The sequence below is a fragment of the Planococcus sp. TJ-307 genome, assembly GCF_058268435.1.
This window is the reverse complement of sequence record NZ_JBZDOJ010000002.1, coordinates 806803-820726: the sequence shown is the minus strand read 5'-3', so window position 1 is coordinate 820726 and position 13924 is coordinate 806803. Positions and strand designations below refer to the sequence as shown.

At 47.1% G+C, this 13924-nt stretch carries 18 protein-coding genes and 1 other annotated feature; of the genes, 17 read left to right on the top strand and 1 reads right to left on the bottom strand.

The annotated features are described in order from the left end of the window. The first annotated feature begins 28 nt into the window (after positions 1 to 28). The 9 genes from AC4EHK_RS10460 (at position 29) to pheA (ending at position 5527) form a co-directional block, all read left to right on the top strand. Complete coding sequence (locus AC4EHK_RS10460) at positions 29 to 967, top strand: nuclease-related domain-containing protein (RefSeq protein ID WP_490978724.1); 939 nt, start codon at positions 29 to 31, stop codon at positions 965 to 967. After that, positions 954 to 1142: a hypothetical protein gene (locus AC4EHK_RS10455; RefSeq protein ID WP_490978723.1), complete on the top strand. Its 189-nt coding sequence runs from the start codon at positions 954 to 956 to the stop codon at positions 1140 to 1142. Before AC4EHK_RS10460 ends, AC4EHK_RS10455 begins: the two co-directional genes overlap by 14 nt. Before the next feature lie 48 nt (positions 1143 to 1190). Further along, positions 1191 to 1272: a sequence feature (ribosomal protein L21 leader region), on the top strand. A 14-nt stretch (positions 1273 to 1286) separates the two neighbouring features. Continuing rightward, positions 1287 to 1595, top strand: coding sequence for a 50S ribosomal protein L21 (gene rplU / locus AC4EHK_RS10450; RefSeq protein WP_490978722.1), 309 nt, complete (start codon positions 1287 to 1289; stop codon positions 1593 to 1595). Between the two features lie 2 nt (positions 1596 to 1597). Next, positions 1598 to 1927: a ribosomal-processing cysteine protease Prp gene (locus tag AC4EHK_RS10445; RefSeq protein WP_490978721.1), complete on the top strand. Its 330-nt coding sequence runs from the start codon at positions 1598 to 1600 to the stop codon at positions 1925 to 1927. Between the two features lie 13 nt (positions 1928 to 1940). After that, the gene (gene rpmA, locus AC4EHK_RS10440) at positions 1941 to 2234 is read left to right on the top strand and encodes a 50S ribosomal protein L27 (protein WP_308787978.1); all 294 of its coding nucleotides are present in this window, start codon (positions 1941 to 1943) and stop codon (positions 2232 to 2234) included. Between the two features lie 138 nt (positions 2235 to 2372). Then, entirely contained in the window at positions 2373 to 2888 is a 516-nt protein-coding gene (locus AC4EHK_RS10435) for a Spo0B domain-containing protein (protein ID WP_490978720.1), read from the top strand. A 1-nt stretch (position 2889) separates the two neighbouring features. Continuing rightward, a complete protein-coding gene (obgE, locus tag AC4EHK_RS10430) occupies positions 2890 to 4179 on the top strand; it encodes a GTPase ObgE (protein WP_490978719.1) in 1290 nt (429 codons plus the stop codon). Positions 4180 to 4195: 16 nt separating this feature from the next. Next, positions 4196 to 4648 (top strand): ACT domain-containing protein, encoded by a 453-nt coding sequence (locus tag AC4EHK_RS10425; protein ID WP_490978718.1) that lies wholly within the window; start codon positions 4196 to 4198, stop codon positions 4646 to 4648. 15 nt (positions 4649 to 4663) lie between these two features. After that, the gene (pheA, locus tag AC4EHK_RS10420) at positions 4664 to 5527 is read left to right on the top strand and encodes a prephenate dehydratase (RefSeq protein ID WP_490978717.1); all 864 of its coding nucleotides are present in this window, start codon (positions 4664 to 4666) and stop codon (positions 5525 to 5527) included. A 223-nt stretch (positions 5528 to 5750) separates the two neighbouring features. Here pheA and AC4EHK_RS10415 read toward each other — a convergent pair whose 3' ends face one another. After that, positions 5751 to 6284, bottom strand: coding sequence for a transcription repressor NadR (locus tag AC4EHK_RS10415; RefSeq protein ID WP_490978716.1), 534 nt, complete (start codon positions 6282 to 6284; stop codon positions 5751 to 5753). A 125-nt stretch (positions 6285 to 6409) separates the two neighbouring features. Here AC4EHK_RS10415 and ruvA point away from each other — a divergent pair, with 125 nt between their 5' ends. The 8 genes from ruvA (at position 6410) to AC4EHK_RS10375 (ending at position 13857) form a co-directional block, all read left to right on the top strand. Beyond that, positions 6410 to 7006 (top strand): Holliday junction branch migration protein RuvA, encoded by a 597-nt coding sequence (gene ruvA, locus AC4EHK_RS10410; RefSeq protein WP_490978715.1) that lies wholly within the window; start codon positions 6410 to 6412, stop codon positions 7004 to 7006. A gap of 18 nt (positions 7007 to 7024) precedes the next feature. After that, entirely contained in the window at positions 7025 to 8023 is a 999-nt protein-coding gene (gene ruvB, locus AC4EHK_RS10405; RefSeq protein ID WP_490978714.1) for a Holliday junction branch migration DNA helicase RuvB, read from the top strand. Continuing rightward, complete coding sequence (gene queA / locus AC4EHK_RS10400) at positions 8020 to 9102, top strand: tRNA preQ1(34) S-adenosylmethionine ribosyltransferase-isomerase QueA (RefSeq protein WP_490978713.1); 1083 nt, start codon at positions 8020 to 8022, stop codon at positions 9100 to 9102. Before ruvB ends, queA begins: the two co-directional genes overlap by 4 nt. Continuing rightward, positions 9099 to 10241 (top strand): tRNA guanosine(34) transglycosylase Tgt, encoded by a 1143-nt coding sequence (gene tgt / locus AC4EHK_RS10395; protein WP_490978712.1) that lies wholly within the window; start codon positions 9099 to 9101, stop codon positions 10239 to 10241. The genes queA and tgt overlap by 4 nt, the downstream gene beginning before the upstream one ends. Positions 10242 to 10283: 42 nt before the next feature. After that, entirely contained in the window at positions 10284 to 10559 is a 276-nt protein-coding gene (gene yajC, locus AC4EHK_RS10390) for a preprotein translocase subunit YajC (protein WP_142827736.1), read from the top strand. Between the two features lie 120 nt (positions 10560 to 10679). Then, on the top strand, positions 10680 to 10994 hold the full coding sequence (locus AC4EHK_RS10385; RefSeq protein ID WP_490978711.1) for a post-transcriptional regulator: 315 nt from the start codon (positions 10680 to 10682) through the stop codon (positions 10992 to 10994). A gap of 159 nt (positions 10995 to 11153) precedes the next feature. After that, on the top strand, positions 11154 to 13427 hold the full coding sequence (gene secDF / locus AC4EHK_RS10380; protein WP_490978710.1) for a protein translocase subunit SecDF: 2274 nt from the start codon (positions 11154 to 11156) through the stop codon (positions 13425 to 13427). 76 nt (positions 13428 to 13503) lie between these two features. Then, positions 13504 to 13857, top strand: coding sequence for a LapA family protein (locus tag AC4EHK_RS10375; RefSeq protein WP_490978709.1), 354 nt, complete (start codon positions 13504 to 13506; stop codon positions 13855 to 13857). Positions 13858 to 13924: the final 67 nt, after the last annotated feature.

Here is a 13924-nt window from a genome sequence, read left to right as displayed (position 1 = left end):
CTTTTTTAAAACCTTGAGGAGGTGTCGGATGAACGATTTTTTATTGGCAGGAATGATTGCGGCAGAACGTCTGCCGACCGTGCACGAATCAAAGACTGCAGTATTGTCAGAACTGAAAAATTCGTTGGCGGGTGCCAGCGGTGAGCAACGCACGGCTTCTTTATTAAAGAGAGAACTGGATTTGCCGGGTGAAGCGATTTTTTTGAGCGATGTGCATATCCCATACAAAGACGGCGCGGCGCAAATTGATTTGCTGCTGGTTCATGCGGAATTTGTTTGCGTACTTGAAGTGAAAAACATGGTTGGGGAATTTTACTTTGACACGGTGAACTTTCAGTTTCACCGTGTAGTTGACGGCCGCAGGGAAGGAATGCGCAATCCGGAAGCGCAGCTGCACCGGGCAATACGAACGGCTAGCGGGTTTCTCGGCGTTCCGGTGCATGGTGTCATCGTTCTGGCAAGCCGGTCAGGAAAAGTGGTGGAAGCACCCAAACATTATCCGATTGTATCGCTCGACTATTTGCCGTTCTATTTGGAGCAGTTGGCGAATGGTCTAAAACTTTTCGATACAGCAGCGCTGGTCTCCAAACTGGAAAACTTGCCGACGCGAAATTCCAGTCACCACTGGCTCAAACGTCACGATCTCACTTTCGATTCCTTGCGCCTCGGCGTCACCTGTCCTACGTGCCGCACTTGTTCACTGGAATGGAAAGAGCGCAAATGGCTTTGCAAGCTTTGTGGCTTTTATTCGCGGGATGCACATGAAGTGACGCTGCAGGAATATGCGCTGTTGTTTGGCAACGAGCTCGATACAAGGCTTGCTTACCGTTTGCTTGGTGTGGAAGACAAGTATGTTCTTTACCGGCTGCTGGAAAAGACGGCGCTTCAAAGCAATGTTCGTGGCAAACGGCATATTGTAGAGAACCGCGAGTTGTTGCAGGAGTATTTTTCGCGTGTTTATCGATGACCGCACCTCAAATGGATTTAACCGCACTTCAACCGGCAAAGACCGCACCTTGCAAGCCGATAACCGCACCTCAAACCGCCTAAACCGCACCTCACGACCCAAAAACCGCACCTCAATCCAATCAATCCACAAGCTGCAGATCATCAATTCCTCAAAACCTCATATTCTCTATTGACGCAACCTGTTCTGGCGTGGTATTATTTTAATGTTATGTTTGTAGCGTACCGTGCTACAACCGCTCGAATCAGGTTGCTTTAAGAATTCGCTCCGGCGAGTCACCTGAATAGGCGAGTCTTATTCTAAGAGGAGGTGCAAGGATATGTACGCGATTATTGAAACTGGTGGAAAACAAATCAAAGTTGAAGCAGGCCAAGAGATCTATGTTGAGAAATTGACTGGAGAAGCTGGAGATGTTATCACATTTGATAAAGTTCTATTTGTAGGTGGAGACAATACTAAAGTTGGTGTTCCTTTTGTTGAAGGAGCTACTGTTTCAGCTAAGATTGTAAAAAGCGGTAAACAGAAAAAAATTACTGTCTTCAAATACAAAGCTAAAAAGAACTACCATAAAAAACAAGGTCACCGTCAGCCATACACGAAATTGACTGTCGATGCGATCAACCTGTAAGAATGATACTTGTAACTGTAAAAGAAACGTCAAAACGCATTTCGTCATTTGAAATGTCAGGCCACGCGGATTACGCTGAACACGGGCAAGACCTCGTATGTGCTGGAGCGTCTGCTGTCTCATTTGGAGCGGTGAACGCCATCATGGAGCTGACGGGAATCGAACCTGACATTCAGCAAGCGAACAGCGGCTTTTTAAAAGTCAGTTTTCCGATAAACCTGAATGAAAAGACGGACGAGCAGGTTCAACTGTTGGTACGCGCAATGATTGTTTCATTAAAAACGATTGAACAAGACTATGAAGAATATATTAAAATAACCTTCACAGCTTAGGAGGTGGGACAGAATGTTAAGATTAGATCTTCAGTTTTTCGCATCCAAAAAAGGTGTAGGTTCAACGAGAAACGGACGTGACTCAGAATCTAAACGCCTTGGCGCTAAACGTGCAGACGGCCAAGAAGTTACTGGTGGTTCAATTTTATACCGTCAACGCGGTACTAAAATTTATCCAGGAGAAAACGTTGGACGTGGCGGAGACGATACACTTTTCGCTAAAATCGACGGTGTTGTGCGCTTTGAGCGTTACGGCCGCGACAAGAAAAAAGTGAGCGTATACCCTGTAATTGCACAAGAAGCTTAATAAAAACGAAAAGGGCTGCTTTCGCAGTCCTTTTTCTTTTGAACATAATACGCGCGGTTCCCGTTGTACGCATTATTTTAGGAGATTATTGCATTCTCTTGGTATACTGGAATAAGAAGCTGAATCGGGACGTGACTTATGGAAAAAACAATGACAGTGGCACAATCGCTTCGGCATGCGCGCCATGATTTCTTGAATGAACTGCAATTGATCAAAATGAATTTGGACCTTGGCCGTCATCAGGAGGCGCAGGCCATAATTCGTTCGCATGCCGAAGCGGCTATGCATGCCAGCCGGCTGTCCGACCTTGGGCTGCCGCTGACAGAGGAATGGCTGTTGACTGCCAATTGGCGGTTTTCTGGATTCTATTTTCAAGTAGAGTGTCCTGCAGTTGAGGCACCTGCGCATTTGGATGAAGAGTTTCGCCGTTTTCTGGAAGACTTTGTGGAAACCGCCAAAGGCCATCTGGATCCTTACCAGGCATTCAACAGCAAAATTCTATTGGTTTCCAATGCCTTATCTTTTGAACTACACATCACCTGTCCGGGAAATTGGCTGGATTTGAAACTCGCAGAAGCACCAGGATTTACAGTACGAAAAGAGTGCAGCGGAAACAGCACATTGATTGCTGTCCGTGCACAGATGGAGGGATAATATGTTTGTCGATCACGTAAAAGTTTATGTTAGAGGTGGCGACGGCGGAGATGGCATGGTTGCATTCCGTCGCGAAAAATATGTACCGAACGGCGGACCTGCCGGCGGAGATGGCGGGAAGGGCGGAAATATCGTCTTTATCGTTGAAGAAGGATTACGCACGCTAATGGATTTCCGCTACAAGCGGATCTTTAAAGCAGACCGCGGAACACACGGCATGAGCTCCAATAAACACGGTGCCAAAGCACAAGATACCTTGATCAAAGTTCCGCCGGGCACAGTGGTAAAAGATGTGGAGACGGGCGAAACCATTGCCGATTTGGTGGAACATGGCCAAACAGCCGTGATCGCAAAAGGCGGACGCGGAGGCCGAGGAAACTCACGTTTCGCAACGCCTGCCAACCCTGCACCGGAACTGTCTGAAAAAGGCGAACCGGGCTTTGAACGCAATGTCATTTTGGAACTGAAAGTGTTGGCAGATGCCGGACTTGTTGGATTCCCGAGTGTCGGAAAATCAACCTTGTTGTCAGTTGTTTCAGCTGCCAAGCCGAAAATTGCTGAATATCATTTCACGACGATCGTTCCGAATCTCGGCATGGTGGAAACGGAAGATCAGCGCAGCTTCGTTATGGCCGATCTTCCTGGATTGATCGAAGGTGCTCACGAAGGAATCGGCCTTGGCCATCAATTCCTGCGCCATATCGAACGGACACGTGTTATCATCCACGTTATTGACATGTCCGGACTAGAAGGACGCGATCCTTACGACGATTATGTCACCATCAATGAAGAATTAAAGCAATACAATATGCGTTTGACAGAACGTCCGCAATTGATTGTCGCAAACAAAATGGATATGCCGGATTCAGAAGAAAACCTGGCGAAATTCCGTGAGAAGTTGCCGGAAGATGCCCGCATTTTCCCAATTTCGGCGTTGTCGCGCAAAGGCTTAAACAACTTGTTGTTTGCAATTGCCGATGTGATTGAAGTAACGCCAGAATTCCCATTGATCGACGATACGGAAGAAGATTCAGAAAGCACGGTTCTTTACAAACACGAATCCGATGCAGATGGCTTCAACATTACGCGTGATTCGGATGGATCATTTGTCTTGGCCGGTTATGCGATTGAGCGGATGTTCAAAATGACCGATTTCTCGCGTGAAGATTCAATTCGCCGATTTGCCCGCCAAATGCGCGGCATGGGAATTGATGATGCGCTTCGCGAACGCGGTGCGGAAAATGGCGACACAGTTCGCCTGCTTGAATTCGAATTCGAATTTATGGATTGATGCGGAGGTAACTTGAATGAAGGATATTTCGGAACAACGGTATTATTTGGTGCGTGAAGACGTTTTGACAGAAGCGATGCAAAAAACGCTTGAAGTGAAAAAAATGCTGCAAAACGACCGCATTTCCATTATGGATGCGGTCAACAAAACAGGTCTTTCGCGCTCTGCGTTTTATAAATATCGGGACGCTGTATTTCCGTTCCATTCGATTGTCAAAGAGCGGATCTTGACGGTTTTCCTGCAGTTGGAAGACCGTTCAGGGACGCTCGCGACGCTTTTGCAGGCAGTCGCCGACAACGGCTGCAATATTTTAACCATCCACCAGACCATTCCAATCCAAGGGCGTGCGAATGTTACCTTGTCCTTGGATGTAACGGCGATGGACGGGGATTTGGACGTCTTTTTGCATCAGCTGAAAAAACTCGATTTTGTCGAGTCGGCAGATGTGGTATCAAGCGGATCATCTTAATGGAGGAATGTTTAAATGACTGGACAAGCTGTTAAAAAAAGAATTTCATATTTAGGGCCGGAAGCGTCATTTACTCATCTTGCGGCAACCAAAGTTTTTCCTGAAGAGACCCTGGTGCCATTTACAACCATCCCCGAATGTATAGAAGCAGTGGCAGAAGGCAGCGTAGACTACGCTGTCGTGCCACTGGAAAATGCGTTGGAAGGATCTGTTCCATTAACAGTGGACTATTTGTTTCATGAAGCGCAATTGTATGTGACGGCTGAAGTCTTGTCACCGATTGAGCAGCATTTACTGGTACATCCGGAAAACCGCAACGCGGAATCGTTTGAAGCGATTTACTCGCATCCGCATGCATTGGCGCAATGCCACAAATACCTTTTTTATACATACAAACATACGCCTCTGGAGCAATACAGCTCGACGGCTGCTGCTGCGAAAATGGTTTCCGAGTTGCCGGAACGCAACATCGCGGCGATCGGCAATGAATTTTCCGCCCATAAATACGGGTTGGACATTTTGCAGCGCGATATCCACGATTTCCATTTTAACCATACGCGCTTTTTCGTCTTGTCGAAATCTGACCACAAGCTGACCGATCCGGCACACGACAATCAAGTCAAAACAACCTTGATGATCACGCCGCCCGACGATGACCGTTCAGGCGTCTTGCACCAGATCTTGTCGGTCTTTGCGTGGAGACGGTTGAACTTGAGCAAAATCGAGTCGCGTCCACTCAAAACTGGCCTTGGCGATTACTTTTTTATCGCCGATGTGCTGGCAGACGAAAGCGACACGATGATGCGTGGGGCGTTCGAAGAGTTGTCGGCAATTGGCTGTACAGTGAAAACTTTAGGTTCGTATTATACGTATAAATAAAACATGAAAGTCCCGCAGCCTAAACGCTGCGGGACTTTCATGTTTGTAGAAGGGATAGGAAATTTTTGAGCTTTATAGCAAATCCTGCTCTTCGGGCTGAAGCTATGCCCTAAGCGACCGAAGCGATGTGAAAAAGCGAACTCAATAAGCCGAACTGTCTAAGTTTGAACAAATAAAAAAACCCACAATCCCGCACAATGCGGGTTCATAGGTTCACAAATACTTATTCACTTTCTTCCAGCAAAAAGCCATTTTCCCGCATTCCGTTGACGGCTTTTTCAAGCGTCGCGTTGTCAGAAGCTGTGATTGTGTGAAGATGCGTGCCGTCAGTCAGTTCGAGCAGGTAGCTGGCACCGGTGTCGCGCACGCGCTTCATAAACGCATCAACGTCTTGAGCGCTCGAGACATGGATGCCTGCTGTTAGTTCGCCGTACACCGGATGCTCAATTGACACGTCTTTGACCGTAACGCCTGACTCTACAAGCAGCTTTAGTTCGCGTTCGGTGTCTTCAGGCTGATGCCGGCAAGCAATGCGTCGGCTTGCTTCTTCGTTTACTTGGCGGGCCAGAAATAAATAGCCTTGGCTCGTGGCAATAATGGGCTCGCCTTTTGCTTTTAACAGCGTCATGTCACCGACAATAACTTGGCGCGACACATTTGCCAGCGCTGCTAATTCGCTGCCGGTCATCGGCAGCGCAGACGTTTTAATTTTTTCCAGCAGAAATTGGCGCCGCTGTTCGCCGAGTAATTTTTTCATAGAGATCCCTCGCTTATCAACTCGTTCCCTTTATCTTATCATGTGCCGAACAGCAACGGGTTTATTTCGTCTAAAGCGGCTGAATATGGTATAATCATGGAGTTGAATTAAAGGAGAGACTGTCCATGTACGATTACATAAAAGGCAAGGTTACACGCGTAACGCCGGAATATTTAGTGATAGAACAGCAAGGAATCGGCTGGCAGATTTTTGCGCCAAATCCGTATTCATTCGGTTCAGACGAGCTGCAAGTTTTCCTGCACCACCACATTCGGGAAGATGCGCAGCTGTTGTTCGGATTTCCAACACTGGAGCAGCGCGAGTTGTTCCGCAAGCTGATCTCCGTATCCGGCATCGGCCCCAAAGGTGCGCTGGCGATTCTGGCAAGCGGCCAGCCGCAGCACGTCATCGAAGCGATCGAACGGGAAGATGAAACCTATTTGGTGAAATTCCCTGGAGTCGGCAAAAAAACGGCACGCCAAATGATTCTGGACTTGAAAGGCAAGCTGACCGAGTTTTTCGGCGATCCTTTCGATCCGGAAGAGTCCCATACTTTGTTGTCGAACGACCAAGCAGAACTGGAAGAAGCAATGCTGGCACTTGGTGCACTCGGCTACTCAGAACGCGAAATTACGAAAGTTAAACCGCAGCTGCGGGATCTCGATCTTGATACAGAAGGCTTTATGAAAAAAGCTTTGCAGCTATTGCTTAAACAAACTTGATGAAAGGAGGCGAACGGCATGGAAGAACGCATCATAGACAGTGAAATTTCGGAGTTTGATGAGCGCTTTGAACAATCGCTTCGCCCGCAATTGCTGGGTCAGTACATTGGCCAGCATACCGTAAAACACAATTTGCAAATTTTCATCGAAGCTGCAAAAATGCGCCAGGAAAGTCTGGACCATGTCCTGTTGTATGGGCCTCCTGGACTCGGAAAAACGACACTTGCAGCGGTTATTGCTAATGAAATGGAAGTCAACATCAAAATGACCAGTGGCCCTGCCATTGAACGGCCTGGCGACTTGGCGGCCATCGTGTCATCATTGGAACCTGGAGATGTTTTGTTCATTGATGAAATTCATCGCTTGAACCGGTCAATCGAAGAAGTGCTGTATCCCGCAATGGAAGACTTCTGTTTGGACATTGTGGTCGGCAAAGGGCCAACCGCGCGCTCTGTCCGGTTGGATCTGCCGCCATTTACGTTAATCGGTGCGACAACACGTGCAGGCGCCTTGTCGGCACCGTTGCGTGACCGTTTTGGCGTTTTATCCCGGCTTGATTATTACGACACGGAAGCGTTAACGGAAATCGTTGTCCGTAGTTCGAAACTGTTCGAAGCAGACATCGATCCGAATGCTGCTGTTGAAATTGCACGCCGTTCTCGCGGGACCCCGCGTATTGCCAACCGTTTGCTGAAGCGCGTCCGCGATTATGCGCAAGTGCGCGGAACCGGTTCGATTACGATGGACATGGCTGAGCAGGCACTGGAAATGCTGCAAGTTGATCCGCTTGGATTGGATCATATTGACCATAAATTATTGACGGGCATGATTGAGCGCTTCCGCGGTGGTCCGGTTGGATTGGATACGATCGCTGCCAGCATCGGCGAAGAGTCGACGACGATTGAAGACGTCTACGAGCCGTACTTGCTGCAAATTGGGTTTATCCAGCGAACACCGAGAGGCCGCACCGTAACGCCACTAGCCTATGAACACTTTAAAATGGAGATGCCTGAATGACTAAACTAAACACACCACCCACAACGTTAAATGTACAAGACTTTGATTTTGAACTGCCAGAGGAATTGATTGCCCAAACGCCGCTGCTTGATCGTACGTCGAGCCGGTTATTGGTCATGAACAAAATCACTGGAGACACGGAACACCGCCATTTTCGCGATATTATCGAATACTTGCATAAAGGTGACACGCTCGTTTTAAATGACACACGGGTGCTTCCAGCGCGCCTCATGGGCGTTAAAGAAGACACGGGCGCCAATATTGAGTTGCTGCTGCTCAAGCAAATTGAAGATGACGTTTGGGAAACCTTGGTCAAACCGGCGAAAAAAGTCAAAGTTGGAACCGTCGTTTCTTTTGGCGAGGGCTTGCTGCGTGCAGAATGCACCGGCATCCTTGACCATGGCGGACGTCATTTCAAAATGATCTACGACGGCATTTTCTACGAAATTCTGGACCAATTGGGTGAAATGCCCTTGCCGCCTTATATCCGTGAAAAGCTGGAAGATCAGGATCGCTACCAAACTGTTTTTGCCAAAGAGCGGGGAAGTGCGGCAGCACCAACAGCCGGACTTCATTTTACCGACGAGCTTTTGGAAGAAATTCGTGCAAAAGGTGTCCACATTGCGTTTATTACGCTGCATGTCGGGCTCGGCACGTTTCGTCCGGTGTCGGTCGATTCGATCGAAGACCACGAAATGCACTCGGAATTTTACCGCATCAGCAAGGAAACAGCTGATTTGATCAATCAAACCAGACAACAGGGGGGCCGCATTGTGTCAGTTGGCACTACGTCGACACGCACCCTGGAATCAGTTGCGCAGAAATTTGGCGGCGAATTGCAGGAAGACAGCGGCTGGACCGATATTTTCATTTTCCCGGGCTATGAATTCAAAGCCATCGATGGCCTAATCACCAATTTCCATTTGCCGAAATCCACTTTGGTTATGCTGGTCAGTGCTTTATCCAACCGCGACCATATTTTAAACGCCTATCAACAAGCCGTTGATGAACGCTACCGTTTCTTCAGTTTTGGAGATGCGATGTTCATTGAACCACAGAAAAAGGAGACTCACCCATGACAGCAGCAGTAACGTACGAACACATCAAAACCTGCAAACAAACCGGTGCGCGCCTGGGCATTGTCCACACGCCGCACGGTTCGTTTGAAACACCGGCATTTATGCCCGTTGGCACACAGGCGACAGTCAAAACCATGTCACCTGAAGAACTGAAAGCCATGAACGCCGGCATCATCTTGAGCAACACGTACCATTTATGGCTGCGCCCCGGCAATGACATCATCAAAGAAGCAGGCGGCTTACATAAGTTCATGAACTGGGATCGTCCGATCTTAACGGATTCGGGCGGCTTCCAAGTGTTTTCGTTGAGCGAATTCCGCAACATTAAAGAAGAAGGTGTCCATTTCCGCAACCATATGAACGGCGACAAACTGTTCTTAAGCCCGGAAAAGGCGATGCAGATCCAAAACGACCTTGGTTCTGATATCATGATGGCTTTTGACGAATGTCCGCCGTTCCCGGCAACGCATGACTACATGAAGTCCAGTGTTGAACGGACTTCCCGCTGGGCAGAACGCTGCTTGGAAGCACACGAACGCAAAGCGGACCAAGGATTGTTCGGCATTATCCAAGGCGGCGAGTTTGAAGACTTGCGCAAACAAAGTGCACGGGACCTTGTGTCGCTTGATTTCCCCGGTTACGCAATCGGCGGATTATCGGTCGGCGAACCGAAAGACGTCATGAACCGTGCGCTGGAATTTACGACGCCGTTAATGCCTGCCGACAAACCGCGTTACTTGATGGGCGTCGGTTCACCCGATTCCTTGATCGACGGCGCGATTCGCGGCATTGACATGTTTGATTGCGTCTTGCCGACTCGCATTGCCCGCAATGGTACCTTGATGACAAGCACCGGCCGATTGAATATCAAAAACGCCGCGTTCAAACGTGATTTTGGACCGATTGACGACAAATGCGATTGCTATACATGCACAAATTATTCGCGTGCATACGTCCATCACTTGATTCGTGCAGATGAAACGTTTGGAATTAGGCTTACTAGTTATCATAACCTGCAATTTCTGTTAAACTTAATGGGACAGGTGCGTCAAGCAATTCGCGAAGACCGCCTGGGAGATTTCCGCGAAGAATTTTTTGAAGCTTACGGTTTCAATAAACCTAATGCAAAAAATTTCTGAGTTTGCACGAGAATAGAGAAAGTGAAAGGGGGAAAATGAATAATGGAAACTTTAATTGCGTTATCACCTTTACTATTAATGTTCTTGCTAATGTGGTTTTTCATCATCCGTCCTGCCCAAAAACGCCAAAAAGCAACTAAGAACATGCAGACTGAATTGAGACGTGGCGACCGCATTGTAACGATTGGCGGATTGCACGGCCTTGTAGATGCAGTGGACGATGCAACTATCTACATTACTGTAGCTGACGGCACGCGCATGCAGTTCGAGCGTCAAGCAATCGCACGTGTTGTAGAATCAGCAAAATCAACAATCTAAAAACAAGTAAAAGCTCGCCTTCGATTTTGAAGGCGTTTTTTTAATGAAGATAATGTCCTTATTCTAAATTTTCCAGTTACGAGGTACAATAGGTGTAGTAAGGTGGAAAGGAGTCCATGCATGGCGAGTTATACGGAACAATTTGAGTTTGTTCTGCCGGCGCTTCAAAGCAAAAGCAGCGAATTTCACCATTTTCAATACGATACGTTTACAGAAGAAGACCTATGGGAATTTTGTGTCAAAAAAAAATGGCGAAAAAAAGACATAGATACAATGCATCTCTACGAAATGATTAATGATATTATGGACATGACCGCTTCGGACTTTCTGGCTTACCACCAAGTGGAAGAGCTGAAAAAAGCCCGTTGGAACGATGACAGCACATTAGAAAATATCGGACATCTCTTGCGTCCGTCCCCGAAAAAAACAACATAGCTGGTATGGATTGTCTATAAAATTTGGTTTTGAAAGAGATTGCTTTGAACAATGAAAACTGATTTTTCATTCAATCCATCCAGTTCGATTTGACAGCAATCAGCGGCTGTTTCATAATGATAGTGCTGTGTTTTACACACCCGAGGAGGAAGTTTACATATGAAAGCAAGAGGTCGCATTATTGCCTTTTTCTTACTGGTTATTGTACTGATAGGAATCATTGGCACCACAAGTTTACCCATCGCAAAAGACATTCGATTAGGCTTGGATCTTCAGGGCGGCTTTGAAGTGCTCTATGAAGTAGAAACTTTGGATGGCTCAGAAATTACGGAAAGCGTACTGACGGATACAACAGACGCATTGATGAACCGAATCAACGTGCTCGGCGTCAGCGAACCGGTGATCCAAATTGAAGGCGAAAACCGCATCCGTGTCCAATTGGCGGGAGTCGAGGATCAAGCTTCGGCGCGTGAATTGCTGTCGACTGAAGCCAATCTGACGTTCCGCGATGCAGAAGACAACTTGCTGCTTGCCGGAAATGACTTGAGCCAAGGCGGCGCAACTGGAACGTTTGACCAAAACGGCAATCCGATTGTTACTTTGGAATTGAACGATCCAGGCAAATTTGCAGAAGTAACCGAAACCGTTTCTCAAATGCCGGCACCGGATAATGTATTGGTCATCTGGCTGGATTTTGAAGAAGGCGTGGATTCTTTCGCAGAAGAACGTTTGAAGGCAGATCCTAAATTTGTTTCAGCACCAAGTGTGCAGCAGCGAATTTCATCGCCAACTGTTGAAATTTCTGGATCGTTCACTGTGGAAGAAACGCAGAACTTATCAGGAATCCTGAATGCCGGTGCTTTGCCGGTAAGTTTGGAAGAAATCTATTCAACTTCGGTAGGAGCGCAGTTTGGTGAAGAGGCGCTTGACCAAACCATGGTCGCAGCGGCTGTCGGGATTGCCTTGGTTCTGTTGTTCATGCTGGTTTATTACCGCTTGCCAGGCGCCATTGCTGTCGTTACCTTATCGGCTTATGTTTACTTGATCTTGTTGGTGTTTGAATGGATCGGCGGCGTGTTGACGCTCCCTGGAATCGCGGCAATTATGCTCGGTGTCGGGATGGCAGTAGATGCCAACATCATCACGTACGAGCGGATCCGTGAAGAAATGCGCGTCGGCAAGACAGTTAAAGAGGCCTTTAAGGTAGGTGCGCGTTCATCGTTCTCGGCAATTATTGATGCGAACGTGACAACCTTGCTGGCAGCTGCCGTCCTGTTTTATTACGGAACAAGCTCAGTTAAAGGTTTTGCGACACTATTAATCATTTCAATTTTAGCCAGTTTCTTAACAGCTGTCTGGGGATCGCGTTTGCTTTTGGGCTTATGGGTCAACAGCGGTGCACTCGACAACAAATTTGGCTTGTTTGGATTAAAGAAATCACTCATTCACACCAAACAAGAAGAGCTGGAAATTACCGATCTTACGACACGTTTTGATCGTTTTGATTTTGCGGGCAACCGCAATAAGTTCTTCTTGGCTTCGATCGTGCTGATTGTGGCAGGAATGGCCGTTCTTGGTGTATTCCGCCTGAATCTGGGTATCGACTTTTCAAGTGGTACCCGTGTTGAGATCGCTTCAGAATCAGCATTGACGAAAGAAGAAGTGCAAAGCTTCCTAGACGGTGCAGGCTATGAAACGGAAGATATTGTTATCTCGGGTGATGAAGCCAATCTCGGTGTAGCCCGGTTTAATGAAGAATTCAGCCAGGAAGAAATCAATGGCCTGAAAGCAGTCGCTGTGGAAGAATTTGGTTCTGAACCAAACATTTCAACGGTATCTCCGACAGTTGGTGAGGAACTTGCAAAAAATGCCATGTATGCATTGGCGATTGCAGCTCTAGGGATCATCATTTATGTTGCTTTCCGGTTTGAATGGCGTATGGGTGTGGCGTCTGTCGTCGCATTGGTGCATGATGCATTCTTTATTGTTGCTGTGTTCAGCCTGCTTCGCCTTGAGGTGGACATCACCTTTATTGCAGCTGTCCTGACTATTGTGGGTTATTCAATCAATGACACCATCGTGACATTTGACCGAATCCGTGAAAATATGAAGCGTATGAAGAAAATCGATACAGTCGAGCAGTTGGAGAATGTCGTTAACGTATCGTTGCGCCAAACACTCGGTCGTTCCGTCAATACTGTAATGACAGTTGTATTGGTTGTTATTGCATTGTTGATCTTCGGTGCACCGTCGATTACTAACTTCTCCATCGCTTTATTGATCGGCTTGATTGCCGGTACGTATTCTTCAATCTTTATCGCATCCCAGCTTTGGTTAGTCTTGAAAAAAGGCGAGCTGAAGAAAAAAGGACCAATCGATATTGAGAAAAAAGACCAGGAAAGCAAATGGGGTTCTGATGAGCCTGTAGTATAAGTTTCAATTTGAAATGGAACAGGGTATAGATAAAATGACCTTGTTCCATTTTTTTATTCTGAAAGGAGAATTGACAATGAAATTACAATGGCTTATTTTACTTGGACTTGTTTTTGCAGTAATCATTGCCGTATTCGCTGTTGTGAATGTTGACGAAGTACCGGTCAACTACGTATTTGGTGAAGCGCAATGGCCGTTGATTTTGGTTATTCTGGCATCTGCTTTGCTTGGATTTTTGCTGAGCGGCGTGCTGGCAATCATGCGCCAATACCAAATGCAGCGCAAAATCAAAGCTTTGCAAAAAGAGATGGCGGTTAAAGAAACTTTGATCGCAACTCAGCAAAACGAAATTGGCGAGTATCAAAAAGCCGGTGTCGTGCCGGATGCACAGATCGTCACCAGCGATGAACTGAAAAAAGAAGAAATTTAAAAGATGAACCTTTCGGTGCAGTTGCCGAAAGGTTTTTGTCTGCGTTTTTTTGCTGTATAATGAACCG

What these genes read in the sequence shown, in the direction of transcription:
- AC4EHK_RS10460 (WP_490978724.1), top strand. Translation starts at nt 29, where the DNA reads ATGAACGATTTTTTATTGGCAGGAATGATTGCGGCAGAACGTCTGCCG.
- rplU (WP_490978722.1), top strand. Translation starts at nt 1,287, where the DNA reads ATGTACGCGATTATTGAAACTGGTGGAAAACAAATCAAAGTTGAAGCA.
- AC4EHK_RS10445 (WP_490978721.1), top strand. Translation starts at nt 1,598, where the DNA reads ATGATACTTGTAACTGTAAAAGAAACGTCAAAACGCATTTCGTCATTT.
- rpmA (WP_308787978.1), top strand. Translation starts at nt 1,941, where the DNA reads ATGTTAAGATTAGATCTTCAGTTTTTCGCATCCAAAAAAGGTGTAGGT.
- AC4EHK_RS10435 (WP_490978720.1), top strand. Translation starts at nt 2,373, where the DNA reads ATGGAAAAAACAATGACAGTGGCACAATCGCTTCGGCATGCGCGCCAT.
- obgE (WP_490978719.1), top strand. Translation starts at nt 2,890, where the DNA reads ATGTTTGTCGATCACGTAAAAGTTTATGTTAGAGGTGGCGACGGCGGA.
- AC4EHK_RS10425 (WP_490978718.1), top strand. Translation starts at nt 4,196, where the DNA reads ATGAAGGATATTTCGGAACAACGGTATTATTTGGTGCGTGAAGACGTT.
- pheA (WP_490978717.1), top strand. Translation starts at nt 4,664, where the DNA reads ATGACTGGACAAGCTGTTAAAAAAAGAATTTCATATTTAGGGCCGGAA.
- AC4EHK_RS10415 (WP_490978716.1), bottom strand. Translation starts at nt 6,284, where the DNA reads ATGAAAAAATTACTCGGCGAACAGCGGCGCCAATTTCTGCTGGAAAAA.
- ruvA (WP_490978715.1), top strand. Translation starts at nt 6,410, where the DNA reads ATGTACGATTACATAAAAGGCAAGGTTACACGCGTAACGCCGGAATAT.
- ruvB (WP_490978714.1), top strand. Translation starts at nt 7,025, where the DNA reads ATGGAAGAACGCATCATAGACAGTGAAATTTCGGAGTTTGATGAGCGC.
- queA (WP_490978713.1), top strand. Translation starts at nt 8,020, where the DNA reads ATGACTAAACTAAACACACCACCCACAACGTTAAATGTACAAGACTTT.
- tgt (WP_490978712.1), top strand. Translation starts at nt 9,099, where the DNA reads ATGACAGCAGCAGTAACGTACGAACACATCAAAACCTGCAAACAAACC.
- yajC (WP_142827736.1), top strand. Translation starts at nt 10,284, where the DNA reads ATGGAAACTTTAATTGCGTTATCACCTTTACTATTAATGTTCTTGCTA.
- AC4EHK_RS10385 (WP_490978711.1), top strand. Translation starts at nt 10,680, where the DNA reads ATGGCGAGTTATACGGAACAATTTGAGTTTGTTCTGCCGGCGCTTCAA.
- secDF (WP_490978710.1), top strand. Translation starts at nt 11,154, where the DNA reads ATGAAAGCAAGAGGTCGCATTATTGCCTTTTTCTTACTGGTTATTGTA.
- AC4EHK_RS10375 (WP_490978709.1), top strand. Translation starts at nt 13,504, where the DNA reads ATGAAATTACAATGGCTTATTTTACTTGGACTTGTTTTTGCAGTAATC.